The following is a 15,275-nucleotide window of genomic DNA, read 5'->3' as shown; positions in this document are numbered from 1 at the left end:
GGCTCTTTGCGAGCCCCAGAAGAAAAGGGGACGGATTTATTTGGTTCCCCATTTTTGAGGCTCACCCCGCCAGACAAACCACACGCATTCATCAAAAATATGCGCCAATGCATTTGAATATTTGCGTATATGCATATTAACGCCTAGGGTTACCCCGAGCCAGATCGCAACGCCCCCATCAAATATGGGCCACCTTGAACGTCCATAGCTCAGCAACACCGCTACGCGCTTACCAGCAGGACGCTGGTTTTCATTCATGGAGGATTGAAAAATGTTATCCACTGAAACAACCCGACTCACCGGCGACACACCGCCCAATTGCCTGGTCGGCCATCTGCTCGATCCGCAACTGGTCGAAGTCAAAGCGGCTGCACAGCCCCAAGCAATGGCTGCCGCCAGTCTCAATTTCAGCATGCAGAGACAAACCCAGAGCAATTGGTGCTGGGCGGCGCTCTCTGCCTCGGTCGGCAACTACTATGGCACCGGGTCCTGGACCCAGTGCGGTGTAGCCAGCAGCGAGCTTGACCGCAACTGCTGCAACCAACCTGGACCGTGCAACGTCTACGGCTATCTGGATTCCGCCTTACGAACCACGCGCAGCTACAACGGCATGAATCAAGGCTCGTTGCAGATGTCGGCCATCCAGAACCAGATCAACAGGGGCCGCCCCATCGGTTTGCGTTGTGCCTGGTACGGTGGCGGTGCGCACTTTTTGGTGATCTATGGGACCAACGGCAACTACTTGTTGATCGCAGATTCGATCTACGGTTACTCGACCCGTGCGTTGAACGCGTTCCCCGGTTCGTACAACGGCGGCGGCAATTGGACCAACACTTACTTCACCGTAAAAAACTGAGGAGGGCTGCATCATGCAACTGATTTATCCAAAGGCGCCCTCAAACGGCGTACAGACACTGCGTCCGGCGTTGCAAGCCGCGCTGCAAACCCAGGGCCTGGGACGCAATCACTCATTCGCGGCCGCCGCACCGGGCAACATCAGGCTGAGCGAGGCCTATCGTGGGTACTCGCTCACCCTCGAGGATTTGACTCACGGTAAAGGCCTGAAAGACGCTGAGGTCGGCGATTGGCATTACTTGGTGTTTGCCGATGGTGTGACGATTGCGGATGCGCAATTGGCCGACCTAGGCGGGCATGTCGAGTTCGCTTCGCTCAACCATGGGCCCCTGGCTGCGGCGACGGTGGATGCGCTGAAAATGGCGGAACAGTCCGCGCAATTGCAAGGTAAAACCGTTGAGCTGCGAGTGCTGTTCATCTCGGCATTGCACGTTGTGGCAATCTGGCTGCACGCAGACAGCGAAGATGTGCTGATCCCGATTGAGCCGACCCCCAAGGAACTGGCGGTCACTCAGTTGTACAGTGAGGCGGCGCTGCTCATGCAGCTCAAACCGGCGGCTGATCAGGCCCGCAAGCGCTTCGAGGCGGACACCAGTGGACTGTTGGGCAGTTGATCAACCCTTAGGTAATCACCGGACACTGTCCGGGTTTGCCTTGTAAATAAAGGCGCCGCCTGTAAAAAGGCGGCGTTGAATGGAGTTTTTCCATGATTCGTGCACCTTGGGGAAATAAGCAGTATTGGGATGATCATGAGGCAAAAGATCTGCAATGGATTGAGCGTGCCGGCAAGATTCTGTCGGAGCCTTCGGCTAATCCCGTATATAGAGCGCAATTTACATTCGACTTTGCCAAAGATAATTTGCGTGCGGCTATACGGGGCTACTCGAGTGGCGGAAATATTACGACGATTGCAACATTCTTCCCCGGCGTTCTGGATGCATGGGAAATTTCCAACCGAGAGTCCGACAAAATATGCGCTGAAAATTATCTTAAGACTTGCCGAGACTGGACCTTCGAACTGACCGATTTAAACCATTACATCTATTGTTTCTGGTTGGTGGGGCTAGCGCTTGCTCTGGAAATTCCCGATGAGCAGTGGCTTCGATTGGTTGCGTTAATAGGTGATGGGGGGCAGGATATTCTGCTGGATCGGATCATTGCGTACCGCCAACCAGAGCGGGAAATTGGGGAGAAGCTGCTACACGCCAAGCCATATGCGAGACTGCTCAAGGCAATTGATGCGCAACAGGCGCAGCAAGCAACTCTACTGCTGGCGTTCGTGGAGCATTGGTATCCAGAGCTGAACCGGCGCGGTAAACAGCAACCGTGGTGGTACATTTATGGTGATCCGGTAATGCACCCACTTGAGATGGGAAGCTACTTCGGCCGCTGGTGTTTTGAGGCGGTCGCCGCCGTGAAAGTATTTGGGCTTGAGGACAGCGATTGCATTGGGCACGAGCACTATCCGGGTGATTTGCTACATCCCAATGAGAAAGTGATACCAACACCTAATTCAAGTGCCGAGTCTGGGTGGTGGGGGCGGTTGCTGGGGCTGAAAAGCCGTAAAGACAGCAAAGGGCACTAGTATTGGTGTGGCAGTGGGAGAAGGGGATATGGTCTCCAATCCGAAATAGGCTTACACCTGTTTCGGGACTAAATATCCTTTTATCCGTCATATTGCTATAAGGCGTGAAGCTAGTGCTGTTTATTCTTTTTTATTAAAAGTCTCGGTATGTATAATAAAGAGAAGTATGAAATCAAGGTAATAAAGTAAATGATAAATAGCACGCCCGAAGAGAATGTTGCATATGTGAATATGTGTGTGCCAAACAATCGCCATTTCAAGTTGTGAGCCGCCAGATCATGCGGGTAAAAATAGCTCACGGATACGATCATATAGATAAAGCTCGATAAAACTATCAAGCCGAACAGATATTTGCTGATGGTCATGTTTGCATATTGATCGGCATCGATGATCATCCCCTTGCGGACCTTCAAGAAAAAGATCACCGCAAATATCGGTCCGAGCAAGCCAATGTAGTTTGTTATGACTGTGGAGCTGAAAGGGAAGTTAGACGACCAAAACCCTACCACGCCGAGCAGGTAGGTGTTTATGAAGCTTTCAATATTTGTATAGGGCGCGGATGTGGCCTTTGCAGGAAACAAAAAAGCTATGAAAAATATAGGTGCCATGGTCATTGCAATGAATAAATAGGGCAGAGGTATGCACTGTTTGATTGACTTGTTCATTGCTCGGAAATCCTGTTGTACGATTTTTAATGCTAACACGCTGGGTCCGGACGAGACTCGGCTCGCCCGGATCCTTTGTTTTAGTTAAGAATCAGGTTGTTGATCTCATCGACTTTGGCTGCATCAAAATACGCAGCGGTGGCTGCCATCATCAAGGCCACCACGACGACTCCAGCGGCAGCCGACGCAAAAACAGGAAAGAAGAACGCCATGCTGGTGGCGAGCAAAATTCCAGCACCTGTGCCGACTGCCATCGCTTCAAGTTCAAGCATCAGAGGCTTCCAGTCGCCGGTTTGAAAACCGGAGACGGTTTTCTCGCGGATGGCTTCTGCTTGTACGACTTTACCGACCACGCCGAATGCTTTGCCCAAACGGGTGATGTTATCCGCAAAGGTCGCCTTATCCAGTGCATTCAGCGCATCGACCACTGCTTGTGTGTCCAACGCATTCAGTTTCATAGCGGGGTTGGCGCTGATTTTCTCAAAGGTCGCCATTGCTTCTGCATAACTTCTGATTTTCTTGCCAGAGATCTCAGCTTGCATGTCTTGGGCAACTTTGCTCAAGTTGGCACCATATTTTTGAAGCATTTGTTCATTGGCAGTCGATACGAAGCTGACAGCGTCTGTATAGGCAGCCTTTTCATCGGGTGTGAGCTCTTTGGTAACGGTAACTGCGGTTTCGCCTTTGATCACGACCTCAAAGGGCATAGCGCCATGAGCGTCAAATACGCTTTGAAGCGTATTTGCAGCCGCTTCGCCGATGGCTGCTTTGAAACCGGCAGGCATCGAATCGTAGGTGTGGTTGGCGGCGGATACGGAGCCGTTAAATTGATAACTACCGTCCTGAGCCTTATTGAGGGTGCCTTGCAAGGTCAGGGAAAGATTGTCTATCCACGTTGCAAGCTGCCAGGACGTGGCATCTGGCGTAAAAGGAATGTTGCCAATGGAAATCGGCGACGTTCCAATTGGCGCTGAGGCTAGAACATCATTGAACACAGCGCTTGAGATACTCGGTGAGTTCAGCCCGAATAAGTTGATTGAGGTTTCGGTTGGAGTACCTTTGCCGTAAAGGAAGTGCCCAACGGCTGCGACCGGAGTCAGGTCGCCGCCCGAGAGGCCTGGAGAGGAGGTTACGCCACCTGATTGGAAATATTGCTGGGCGTAATTCAAACCATGGCCAGAAGTCAGGCCCGGATTAAAGTAAAGGTAGCTATCTGCAAACGGCACCGATTGCAAATCATGGACGATCCCTGGCGCTGGCCCACCTGTCATTCCCCAGGTGACCTGTTCGTTGGCGATTTTGATTAGCATCTCGCGCCACAACCCCTGGCGATAATAAGCAAAGCGTTCCAGCATCTGCCCTTGGAACACAACTGCCGGGTTCGGCGCGGGAAACGGCAGGCCTCCAGGATTTGCCGGGTAACCGGGCTCGGTGGCAGTGACGACGATGGGTGGAAGAACGATAGTCATGAGTCGATATCCTTATCGATATATATTTCGGTCAATTGTTGGGAATTACCCCTCTGGCTCGGCCTCGCCGCGCTGCTCGTCGGTAGCGATGAATCGGCATAAGATGAGGCCTGTTGGTACTGTGTATCCGTACAGTAAAATTTTCAAGGCGAAAATATGCATTTGTGCATTTTTCTGGTGTGCGGGTTGTTTCTGCACTCAAGACGCGCCGGAGGCTCCTGGCGGTCTGCCCTAAAAAGGAGAAACGATATGATGCTCACAGCCTCTTCCTGCAATTGCCGACATAGCTCGCTTCTCTCAAGACGAGCAAACGCCGCGATGGCCTGCTGAAATGAACGCGCCTACCCCATTAGCCGCGCTCGCCGCTAACTATGAACACGGCCACATCGTGGCGCCCCATCGGCATGACGAGGGCCAGCTCGTCTATGCCATCAACGGCGTGATGCTGGTGTCGGTGGAGGCGACGGCCTGGGTGGTGCCTTCCGGGCATGCATTGTGGGTGCCTTCAGGGAGGGAGCATCAGATCCGCATGACCGGTGAGGTGCGTATGCGCACCTTGTTGATCTCGCCGGGGGCGCATCGTGGCTTGACGGCGGAGTGCGAGGTCATCAGGGTTTCGCCGCTGTTGCGCGAGCTGATTGTCGCTGCGGGCGATGAAGTCGACAGTGAGCCGGCGTTGTTGCGCCATGCGCAAATTGTCGAGTTGATTTTCTCGGAGCTCGACCGGGCACAACGGGTGCTGGCGCATGTGCCGATTCCGGATGAGCCGAGGCTCAAGTCGCTGTGTGCGGGCTTTATCGACAACCCTTCCCAGGAGTCGACACTGGAGAGTTGGGCGCTGCAGCTCAATATGAGTTCGCGTACCTTGGCGCGGCTGTTCCAGAAAGAGTTGGGCATGAGTTATGGCGAATGGCGCAAGCGCACGCGGTTGTTGCTCAGCATGCAGCGCCTGGCCTGTGGCGTGTCGATCCTGGAAGTGGCGCTGGAGCATGGTTATCAGAGCCCGAGTGCGTTTACTGCGATGTTCAAGCGCACCATGGGTTACACCCCGCGTAACTGTCGATTGGTGTGATTTGACTCGGCGACAGGCTTCCCTGTCACCCTCGGTTCAAATGTGGGAGGGGGCTTGCCCCCGATGGCGGTGGGTCAGTTACAGATTTGCTAACTGATACTCCCTCATCGAGGGCAAGCCCCCTCCCACATTTGGACTAAGTACTGCCAAGCCACCCCGCACCTTGTCCCAATCAAAACGATGGTTGTCCGGAACTCGGGAGATTCGTACCTCGTTGCGCTCTTACCCTGGGTCTCTACTTGGCCTTCTGGATTTCTTCGATGGGTTCGCCTTCTTTCCCCCCACGGCATGGCCGTCTTGCGCTGCTTGGCATTGCGCTGGTGTTGTCGGCGGGGTGTTCGTCCTGGGTTGCCCATGCGCCCGCACAGCCACATCCGCAGCGCATCAATGCCCTGAGCCACTTGCCACAAGGCGTATCGGCCCAGGCGTTACCCGAGCGCTGGTGGCAGTTGTACAACGACCCGCAGCTCGATGGGCTGGTGCTGCAGGCATTGCTGCACAACCGCGACCTGGCGGCGGCCCAGGCCCATGTGCAAGCGATGCTGGCCGGGATCATGCAGGCCGATGCCGAGCGCTGGCCGGCCACCCAGGCGTCAGTGGGCGCCGAGTACGGCAAGACGGCCGATGACCAGACCCTGGCCAAGGCCACCGATAGTCATGCGCCGTCAGAGTGGGCGTTCAACCCGGGCTTTGAACTGGCTTATCAAGTGGACGTCTGGGGCAAGGTCCAGCGCAGTATCGAGCGGGCCCAGGTGCAAGCCGCGGCGGCGCAGGACGCCGAAGACTTGTTGCGCATTACCGTCGTGGCGCAAACCACCCGCGCCTATGTGAATGCCTGCGCCCTCGGTGCACGTGCCAAGGTCCAGCGTCATTCGTTGGACGTGGTCGGGCGCAGCCTGGCGTTGATCGATCGCCAGCGCCAGGCCGGTGTGGTGACGGACCTTGAATACACGCGCATGCAAGCCCTGCAGGGCGAAACCCAGGCCTTGCTGCCGATGCTTGAGGCGCGTCGGCAAGCGGCGCTGTACGAGCTGGCGATGCTGACCGGCGTGGCTGATCTGGAACAAAGCGCTGGCGCTGCGAGCTGTGAAGTGGTGCCACAACTCAATGCCGAACTGCCGGTGGGCGATGGCTGGCAATTATTGGCGCGCCGCCCCGATATCCGTCAGGCCGAGCGAGCGTTGCAGGCGGCCACGCTGCAAGTGGATATCGTCCAGGCCGACCTGTACCCGAAGGTTACCTTCGGCGCCTCGGTGTCTTCATCGGCCAACAGGCCCCATGAGCTGGGCGACAGCAGCGCGGTGATGTTCGGCATCGGCCCGCTGATCACCTGGCAGTTCCCCAATTGGCGCGCCAACCGCGCACGGGTCAACCAGGCGCGGGCGCTTGAGCAGGTGGAGGTGGCGCAATTCGAGGCCAGCGTACTCAAGGCCCTCAAGGAGGTGCGCCAGGCCCTGGCCTTGTATGACGGCGAGCGCCAGCGCCACGCGGCCTTGAGCCAGGCACTGGACAGCAGCCGCCACGCTTACAGGTTGGCCCAATTCAACTACGACGCCGGGTCTATCGATTTCCTGGACGTGCTGGACAGCGAGCGTGAACTGATCCGCCTACAGGCCACTCGCGCCGACGCCGATGGCCAGTTGCTGCAACGCCAGATCAGCCTGTTTCGGGCGCTCGGCGGTGGTTGGCAACCTTCAGCTCCCACCCACGCTTACACCACTTTTTCCGGTACCCAACCATGAATATCGCCGTTGATGAAAAAACTGCTGTCCAGGATGAATCGGCGCATACGCGCAAGCAACGTCGCAAACGGCACCTGATCCTGCTGGGCGGCGCGGCGCTGTTGATCGCAGCGGTGGTGTTCGGCGTGTACTGGATGACGGTCGGCCGGTATCTGGAACAGACCGATGATGCCTATGTGCGTGCCGACTGGATTCCCATCAGCCCCAAGGTCTCCGGGTATGTGGCCGAGGTATTGGTTGCGGACGACCAGCCCGTCAAGGCCGGGGATGTGCTGGTGCGCATCGAGGACCATGACTACCAGGCACGTTTGGAACAGGCCCGTGCACAACTGGCCGAAACCCAAGCCTCGGTGGCGGCGCAACAGGCCAACCTCAACGTCACCGACAGCCTGATCGCCCAGCAACAGGCCGGCGTTGCCCAGGCTCAGGCCCACGCCCGCAGCGTGGCGGCCGAGTTGCACCGCGCACGCCTCGACCAGCGTCGCTACGAAGGGTTGGTGCGCGACCACGCCGCCAGTGCCCAGCGCCTGGAAACGGCGGCCGCCAGCTACACCCAGGCCAGCGCCGCGGTGGAAATTGCCAAGGCCATGCAACGTCAACAGGAAACCCGGCTGACCGTTGCCATCAATCGCCGCCAATTGGCCCAAGCCTCGCTCCAACAACAGATAGCCCGACGCAGCCAAGCCCAGGCGCAGTTGAACCTGGCGACCCATGCGCAGGAAGACACCTTGATCCGCTCGCCCATCGACGGCGTGGTAGGGCAGCGCAAAGTGCGCACCCGCCAGTACGTCGCGCCAGGCTTGCCGCTGCTTGCGGTGGTGCCCTTGCAGCAGGCCTACGTGGTGGCCAACTACAAGGAAACCCAATTGCGCGACATGCGCGCCGGCCAACCCGTCGACATCAGCATCGACAGCTATTCAGGACGCAAGCTCAAGGGCCACGTGGTGAGTTTTTCGCCAGGTTCGGGGGCGGTGTTCGCACTGTTGCCGTCGGATAACGCCACCGGCAACTTCACCAAGATCGTGCAGCGCTTCCCGGTGAAGATTGTCATCGATGAGCATGATCAGGGCGGGCCTATCCTGCCAGGCATGTCGGTGATCACTACGGTCGATACCCGGCCAGCCAACCAGGGCGTTGCACATGACTGAAGCCGCTGAAAAGAGCGTGTCCTTTCGCGCCTGGGTGGCGGTGATCGGTGGGCTGTTCGGCTGTTTCATGGCCGGCATGAACGTGCACGTGACCAGCGCGGCATTGCCGGAAATCGAAGGCTCCCTGGGGGCGACGTTCGAGGAGGGCTCGTGGATCTCCACCGCCTACCTGGTCGCAGAAATCGTGATGATCCCGCTGACCGCCTGGCTGGTGCAGGTGTTCTCCCTGCGCCGGGTGATGCTGGTGGGTTCGTTTGTATTCCTGGTGGCGTCCATTGCCTGCTCCTGGGCGCCCAACCTGGAAGTGATGATCATCATTCGGGTGATCCAGGGTGCGGCCGGCGCGGTACTTATCCCCTTGTCATTCCAGTTGATCATCACCGAGCTGCCGCCAAGCAAGATTGCCATGGGCATGGCCTTGTTCGCCCTGTCCAACAGCGTTGCCCAGGCCGCCGGGCCGTCCATCGGTGGCTGGCTGACGGATGCTTATTCCTGGCGCTGGATTTTCTACCTGCAACTGGCCCCGGGTATTCTCTTGCTGCTGGCGGTGGCGTGGTCCATCGACGCCAAGCCCATGCAGTTGAGCCTGCTCAAACGCGGCGACTGGGGCGGCATCATCGCCATGATCGTCGGCCTGGGTGGCTTGCAGATCGTGCTGGAAGAAGGCGGGCGCAAGGATTGGTTCGGCTCCGATTTCATTGTGTGGATGTCACTGGTCGCAGGCGTTGCCCTGGTGTACTTCGTGATGTCGCAGCTGTATGGCAGTCGCTCCTTCATCAACCTGCGCCTGCTCAAGAGCTATAACTTCGGGGTGGCCAGTGCGGCGATGTTCATTTTCGGCGGGGCGACCTTCGGCCTGGTGTTCCTGGTGCCCAACTACCTGTCCCAGTTGCAGGGCTACAACGCCCGGGAAATCGGCATCAGCCTGATCGCCTACGGCATGGTGCAACTGGTGCTGGCGCCGTTCATGCCACGCTTGATGAAGTGGCTCAACCCGAAACTGATGGTCGCCAGCGGCTTTTTCATCATGGCGCTGGGGTGTTATCTGGGGGCGCATCTGGATGTGGATAGCGCTGCCAACGTGATCATTCCTTCCACGGTGGTGCGCGGTATCGGACAACCGCTGATCATGGTGGCGCTGTCGGTGCTGGCGGTATCCGGCCTGGCCAAGGATGAAGCCGGTTCCGCCTCTGCCTTGTTCTCCATGCTGCGTAACCTGGGTGGGGCTGTAGGTACTGCGGGGTTGACGCAGATCGTCGCCATGCGCGAGCGCTTTCACTCCGAGCGGGTAGGGGAGTCGATCACCTTGTTTTCGCCGTCCTTGCAGGAGCGTTTGCGCGTCAGCATGGCCGACAGCGAGGGTTTCATCTTCAACCAACTGTTACCCGCTCAACAGCAGGTTCTTGAGGGGCTGATCCATACCGTGCGGCGGGAGGCGTACCTGATGGCTTACAGCGACGCGTTCTACGTGTCCTGTATAGCGTTGGTGCTATGTGGTGTGGCGGCCCTTGCCTTGCGGCAACAAGCCAGGAATTAGGTCTACAAATGTGGGAGGGGGCTTGCTCCCGATAGCGGTGGGTCAGATACAGATAAGCTGACTGACACACTGCAATCGGGAGCAAGCCCCCTCCTACATTTGGATCTGTTTCGTTTAGTAAATCGGGTGCTTAACCTTTTAGTTGATGCCTTGATCAATCCCCGCCTGCAAGGCCTGGCTTTCACTGTGCCCACCCGCTCGCAGTGGTCCCAGGTTGAAGGCTTGATCCTTGCGCGTGGCGTCGTCCTGCTTCTGAGTCAATTCATCCTTGGCCCCCAGTGCGAGGTTGACCGGTGATTTCGAGACGTTCAGGCCGACATCAGCACGGTAGTCGCTGCCGGCCAATGCCGTAGCGGTGACTTTGGAACCGCCCAGCTCGACCTTGCCATGCTCGGCGCCGATCCGCGCACCCGTGAGGCGCGTATCACCGCTCACCTGCAGATTGACGCCCTGGCTTGCGCGAATGCCAGACGCCTGGGTGACGCTGTCCTTGACCACGTGGCTGACGTCCAGATACAGGGTCGGGGTGTAGTTGGTGTTGCCACTCTTGTCACCGAACAACACGCTTTCGGCGGTATTGGCTACCGAGCTGCCGGTGGTGTTCTTGCCGCTGACGACGTAGCTGTCGCTGTTTTTCGGCCAGACCTTATCCTTGAAGCCCGACAGGCGTGTGCCCAGGGCCTCCTTCTTGTCCGCCAGGTAAGCCTTGGCCTTGTCCACACGGGTGCCGAAAGCGCCACGGGGCTCGGGGTTCACATCGTAACTGCCGCTGCGGGTGAGTTTTTCTTCCAGGCGTTCCTTGGCGTTGACGACGCCGTTGACCACTTTGTCCTTGGCCGAAGCCAGGTGCCCGGTGCTTTTGTCTACGACGTTCTCCAGTTTGTCGCGATGCTTGTCGAACGCACCTTCGGCCTTGGCTTGCACTTTGTCCTTGAGCGGGCCAGTGGCAGTGGCGAGTTTATCCACCACGCCGGGCTGGTTTTTTTCCACATCCAGCCTGGCATCGACATTCACCTGGGTGCTGTTGACCTGGTCCTTGCGACTTTCGACGATGAGATCGCCACCTACCTTGCCGTTCACCTGGTCGGCTTCGATGCGTGCCCCGGCCAGGTGGTTGTCGCCGGCACTGTTGATGACCACGTTGTCGGCCTTGATCAGGCTGTCGTGCTGGGTGGTGCTTTGCAGGTGATCCACGTCGACCTTGGCTCGCGCATTGATGCCGCGCTGGGTCTTGGGTGTGGCGTGCTCACCGGCATCGGCCAAGGTGGTCTTGCCAACGCTGCCACCCGCGCCCAGGGTCACGCCCCAGTTGTCATGGGCCTGGGTTGACTGTGCAGACTCTTGCAGGATGCCGCCGTTCTGCGCGACGAGGTCGACTCTGGCCGCGTTGATCTGAGTACCCTGCAAGTGCAGGGCATCAGCCGCCTCGGCACCACTGGCGAGGCTGACCTTGCCGTTGCTGTGCAACTGCCCGACGACGATGCCCTGGTCATTTTCCGCCACCTTACCGATGTTGAAATTGGCACTGAGGCTGCCGGTCTTGCTGCTGCTTTCGGCAGTGCTGGTCTTGCCGGCGCCGGCAGTCAGGCCGCCACCCAGGTTGCTGCCTTTGCTGATGTGGCTGTTGGTGGCGGCTTGCAGGTCGAGCTTGCCCCCGGCATTGAGGCTGATATCGCCGGTCTTGGCGTTGGCGGTGCCGATGTGCGTGCCTTGCAGGGTCATGTCGCCGCCGCTGCTGAGCTGGATCGGCCCGCTGCCCTGGACCGACGCGACGCGGGCCTGGCTGTCCTGGGTGTCCAGGCGTTTGTTGTCCAGTTGCACACCGGCACCGAGGTTGACGTTGTTGCCATTGGCGCCCGGCGCGGTGCCCACGGTCAATGAACCGTTGCCGCGCAAGGTGCTGCTGTTTTTGCTCTGGGTTTCGTTGGCCTGGTTGAGCGCCAACTCACCGCCGGTCTTGAGGTTGACGCCTGCCTGGCCGCCGTTGAACTTGCTGCCTTCATAGCGTGCATCGCCCTTGGCCTCGATGCTCACCCCCTGGGTGCCGGCATAGCTGCCGACCACCGCCGTGCTGCTGGTTTCACGCACATCGCTACTGCCACCCAAACCGCTGCCGCGCAGATTCAGGTCTTCACCGGTGGTGGTGTAGATCCGCACGCCCGCCTTGGCGTCAACGCCTTGCTCGCCGCTGTCGTGGGTATTGGCCGCTGCCGTGGCGACATGTTCGCCGGCCTTGATCGTCAGCCCGCCATCGGTGGCCCGATATTGAGTGCCTGTATCCTGCAGTTTCCCAGCGGTATCGACCTGCACCGTGGCGCCACTGAACTGGCTGACCACCGCCGTGCTGTCCTGCTGTGTGCGGGTTTTGTTGGTATGTCCGACTTCAACGTCCAGGCCGACATTCGGCTGCTCGAACGCGTCCAGTAGACCGGGCTGATGAAACTTGACCTGGGCCACACCTTCGACAGCTTTTTCGATCGGGCGGGTGATGCCTTTGTACTCCACGTTGGCGCCGACATCGGCGGTCCAGCCGTTTTGCTTATGGGTGCTGCTCTCGGTGGAATGGGCTGCCTGGTTGTCGATCTGGCCTGCATTGACCAGCAACTCGGAGCCAGCCTTTACCTGTGCGCCCTGGCTGGTGAGGGTGTTGCCGGCGTTGATGGTCAGCTTGCCGGCCGCTGCCACGGTGCTGGTGTGCGCGGTAGTTTTGCTGCTGGTGTCCTCGCTGCTCTGGTGGCTGAATTGCGCACCACTGCCAGCCCGATCAAGGCCGCCGGTGTAGTAGAAGCTACCGCCGGTGGTGGTCTTGTCGACGGCTTGGGTGCGGCTGTCGTCAGCTGCCAACAGCTCGACGTTTTTACCGCTCAGGCTTGCATCACCCTGGGTCGCCTTGACGTTAGAACCCTTGATGCTCACATCGCCGCCAGCGCTGACTGCCACACTGTCGCCTTCAAGGCTGGACGCCTGTTGCCGGGTGGTGTCGGTCTTGCGGGTTTGCTGCTGGTCTTCATAGCTCACCCCCGCACGATACTGACGGCTGCCGTCGGCGGTTTCCTTGGCGTAGCCATCGAAGCCACGGGTGTGCGTGCTGGTGGTGTCGTGGCGGGTATTTTCAGCCGCAACCACCTTGATATCGCCTTTGGCATCCGCCTGCAGTTCGCCGGCGGCAGACACCTGCGAGCCGCTGACGGTGATGTCCTTGGCGCTTTGCAGCTTGAGGTTGCTGTCCGAGCGCAGGTTGCTGGCGACAACGGTGCTGTCCTTGAGGTTCTTGCGGCTTTCATCCTTGGAGATGCCGAAGAATTTGCTGTCGTTGCTGTAGCGGTTGTCGTGGGAGCTGTCCTGTACGCCGTCGATCACCAGCGAGCCCTTATCGCTGATGACACTGGCCTGCTTGCCGCCACGGGCCTGGCTGCCGCTGATACGTACGGCGTCGGCCTTGACGATCAGCTTGCCATCGGCGTTGACCTTGCTGGCAGTGTTCAAGGTCTTGCCCTGATTGCCGTCGCCATTCTTGCCGAAGAAGCTGCCACCTGTCAGGTCACCGGAGTAGGCGTTGTCGCTGCTGCTCTGGGTACGGCTGGCGCTGGCAATTTCTACTTGGCGGCCAGCCAACTGGATATCGCCTGGGGTTTGCAGTTCGGCGCCTTGCAATTGCAGTTTTTGCTTGCTGGTCAGCTCCAGCGTGTTGCCTGCCTTGAGGCTGCTGGTGATGCTGCGTTGTTCGCTGCTGGATTTGTCCCAGTTGGCTTTCCACAGGTGCTTGCGATGGTTGCCCTGGTCGCGGGTTTCATGGGTTTCGGTGGCGGCGTTCACCTGCAAGTCGGCGCCGCTGTTGACGCGCAAGGCGTTGCCCGCTTCCACGTGACTGGCTTTGATCTCGGTCTTGGTGCCGGACGACAGCGCGGCATCTTGTTGCGCGACAACCTTGTTGCCGTGCTGGCGCGAGTCCTTGTCGGTGGTGGTGCGGTCATAGTTTTCGTAGGTGAACAGGAAGTTGCTGTTGTCCCACTGTTCACGCTTTTCCTGGAGCTTGCGGCTTTCCAGGCTGCTGAGGGTCAGGTTGCGGCTGGCAGCAAGCTTGACGTTACGCCCGCTGATGTCGGTGGCCGCCAGGTTCAAGTCCCTGGCACTGTGCAAGTCGACATCGCCCTGGCGGCTCTGCACACCGGCGCGGGCGGCGTCGAGGCTGTTTGCGTGAACCTGGCCGCTGATATCGAGGTCGCCGGCCGAGCTGATTTTCACGCCGTCACGGCCGTCCACCTGCACGCCGCCCACGCGCACTCCGGCACCTTCGGCAGTGCTGATGATATTGATGCGCCCGGCCAGCATCGCCCCGAACAGGCGTGCGTCGATGCGCTGGTCCTGGGTCTTGCTGGCCGGGTCCACGTGGCTGACTTGCCCGCTGGCGAAGTCGACCTGATTGCGCCCGACCGTGAGGTTCAATTGATCATGGGCACTGATGCTGCCGTCGCTGTCGATACGTGGCGCGATCAGGTTGATGGAGCCTTCGCGGTTGTGCAGGCCCTGGCCTTGCACCGTCAGTTGGCCGGTGGCATCCCGGGTGCTCAAGGCTTGCAGTTTGCCGTTGTCGAGTTCAGGGCGGCCGACCACCAGGTTGGCATTCGGGGTGTTGATGAAACTGCCTCCATTCACAGAAATGCCGTTGGGGTTGGCCAGTACATAATCGGCGGCCTGGCCGAAAATCTCCTGGGCGCCGTTGAGGGCCGAGGCATTGCGACTGATCACTTCGTTGAGGATCACGCTCGCCGCCTGGCCGTGGAACTGCGGGTTGGCCGCCAGTTGCCCGGCGAGCTTGGACACGTCGGCCTGCAAGGCATTGTTCAGCACCAGGCCCTGGCGGTCGACGTTGTAATCCAGAAACTGGTTATGAGACAGGCCGCCGGCATTCGGCGCAACGATATTGACGATGGGCACGCCGCCCTGGTTTTGCAGTTGCGGCGTGCCGCCAGGGCCTTCGACCACGGTCACGCCCGCGGCGAGCACAAGCTGGGGCAGCAGGAACAGGCTGGCAATGGCCCAGCGCAGTTTGCCCTGGGGCGAAAGGTGAAAGCTGTGGGAAGTAGTCGGCATAAATGATCTCGCTCTGTGTTGGCTGATCCACGACGTGCGTTGTTCGTTGCAACGCTATTGGGGTGATCAGGTACGGCGGTTGACTCAGGCTAAAAAACAGCTCATGGC

General features: G+C 59.0%; 10 protein-coding genes. 7 read left to right on the top strand and 3 right to left on the bottom strand.

Annotated features, from left to right (window positions below; genetic code table 11):
- Positions 1-271: 271 nt before the first annotated feature.
- The 3 genes from QZR30_RS21555 to QZR30_RS21545 all read left to right on the top strand — a co-directional run bounded on the left by QZR30_RS21555 (position 272) and on the right by QZR30_RS21545 (position 2,440).
- Positions 272-856 carry a papain-like cysteine protease family protein gene (locus tag QZR30_RS21555; protein ID WP_005790869.1) on the top strand — a complete coding sequence of 195 codons (585 nt, stop codon included), beginning with the start codon at positions 272-274 and terminating at the stop codon, positions 854-856.
- Positions 857-869: 13 nt separating this feature from the next.
- Positions 870-1,469 carry a hypothetical protein gene (locus QZR30_RS21550; protein WP_311904109.1) on the top strand — a complete coding sequence of 200 codons (600 nt, stop codon included), beginning with the start codon at positions 870-872 and terminating at the stop codon, positions 1,467-1,469.
- 92 nt (positions 1,470-1,561) lie between these two features.
- Positions 1,562-2,440 (top strand): PoNe immunity protein domain-containing protein, encoded by an 879-nt coding sequence (locus tag QZR30_RS21545; protein WP_311904108.1) that lies wholly within the window; start codon positions 1,562-1,564, stop codon positions 2,438-2,440.
- A gap of 110 nt (positions 2,441-2,550) precedes the next feature.
- Here QZR30_RS21545 and QZR30_RS21540 read toward each other — a convergent pair whose 3' ends face one another.
- A complete protein-coding gene (locus QZR30_RS21540) occupies positions 2,551-3,105 on the bottom strand; it encodes a hypothetical protein (protein ID WP_056847623.1) in 555 nt (184 codons plus the stop codon).
- An 80-nt stretch (positions 3,106-3,185) separates the two neighbouring features.
- On the bottom strand, positions 3,186-4,574 hold the full coding sequence (locus tag QZR30_RS21535) for a lipid II-degrading bacteriocin (protein ID WP_046069307.1): 1,389 nt from the start codon (positions 4,572-4,574) through the stop codon (positions 3,186-3,188).
- A 331-nt stretch (positions 4,575-4,905) separates the two neighbouring features.
- Here QZR30_RS21535 and QZR30_RS21530 point away from each other — a divergent pair, with 331 nt between their 5' ends.
- The 4 genes from QZR30_RS21530 to QZR30_RS21515 all read left to right on the top strand — a co-directional run bounded on the left by QZR30_RS21530 (position 4,906) and on the right by QZR30_RS21515 (position 10,073).
- Entirely contained in the window at positions 4,906-5,646 is a 741-nt protein-coding gene (locus QZR30_RS21530) for an AraC family transcriptional regulator (protein ID WP_274355682.1), read from the top strand.
- A 260-nt stretch (positions 5,647-5,906) separates the two neighbouring features.
- Positions 5,907-7,388, top strand: a complete 1,482-nt coding sequence (locus tag QZR30_RS21525; protein WP_046069305.1) for an efflux transporter outer membrane subunit — start codon at positions 5,907-5,909, stop codon at positions 7,386-7,388.
- Positions 7,385-8,536, top strand: coding sequence for an HlyD family secretion protein (locus QZR30_RS21520; protein WP_046069304.1), 1,152 nt, complete (start codon positions 7,385-7,387; stop codon positions 8,534-8,536). Before QZR30_RS21525 ends, QZR30_RS21520 begins: the two co-directional genes overlap by 4 nt.
- Positions 8,529-10,073 (top strand): MDR family MFS transporter, encoded by a 1,545-nt coding sequence (locus QZR30_RS21515; RefSeq protein WP_046069303.1) that lies wholly within the window; start codon positions 8,529-8,531, stop codon positions 10,071-10,073. Before QZR30_RS21520 ends, QZR30_RS21515 begins: the two co-directional genes overlap by 8 nt.
- Positions 10,074-10,211: 138 nt before the next feature.
- Here the strand turns inward: QZR30_RS21515 and QZR30_RS21510 are convergent, their stop codons facing one another.
- Positions 10,212-15,167 carry a hemagglutinin repeat-containing protein gene (locus QZR30_RS21510; RefSeq protein WP_311904107.1) on the bottom strand — a complete coding sequence of 1,652 codons (4,956 nt, stop codon included), beginning with the start codon at positions 15,165-15,167 and terminating at the stop codon, positions 10,212-10,214.
- Positions 15,168-15,275 lie beyond the last annotated feature (108 nt).

Origin of the sequence: Pseudomonas sp. rhizo25, from assembly GCF_031931935.1 — a bacterium.
GTDB lineage: Bacteria > Pseudomonadota > Gammaproteobacteria > Pseudomonadales > Pseudomonadaceae > Aquipseudomonas > Aquipseudomonas synxantha.
This window is presented reverse-complemented; position numbering and strand designations above follow the sequence as displayed.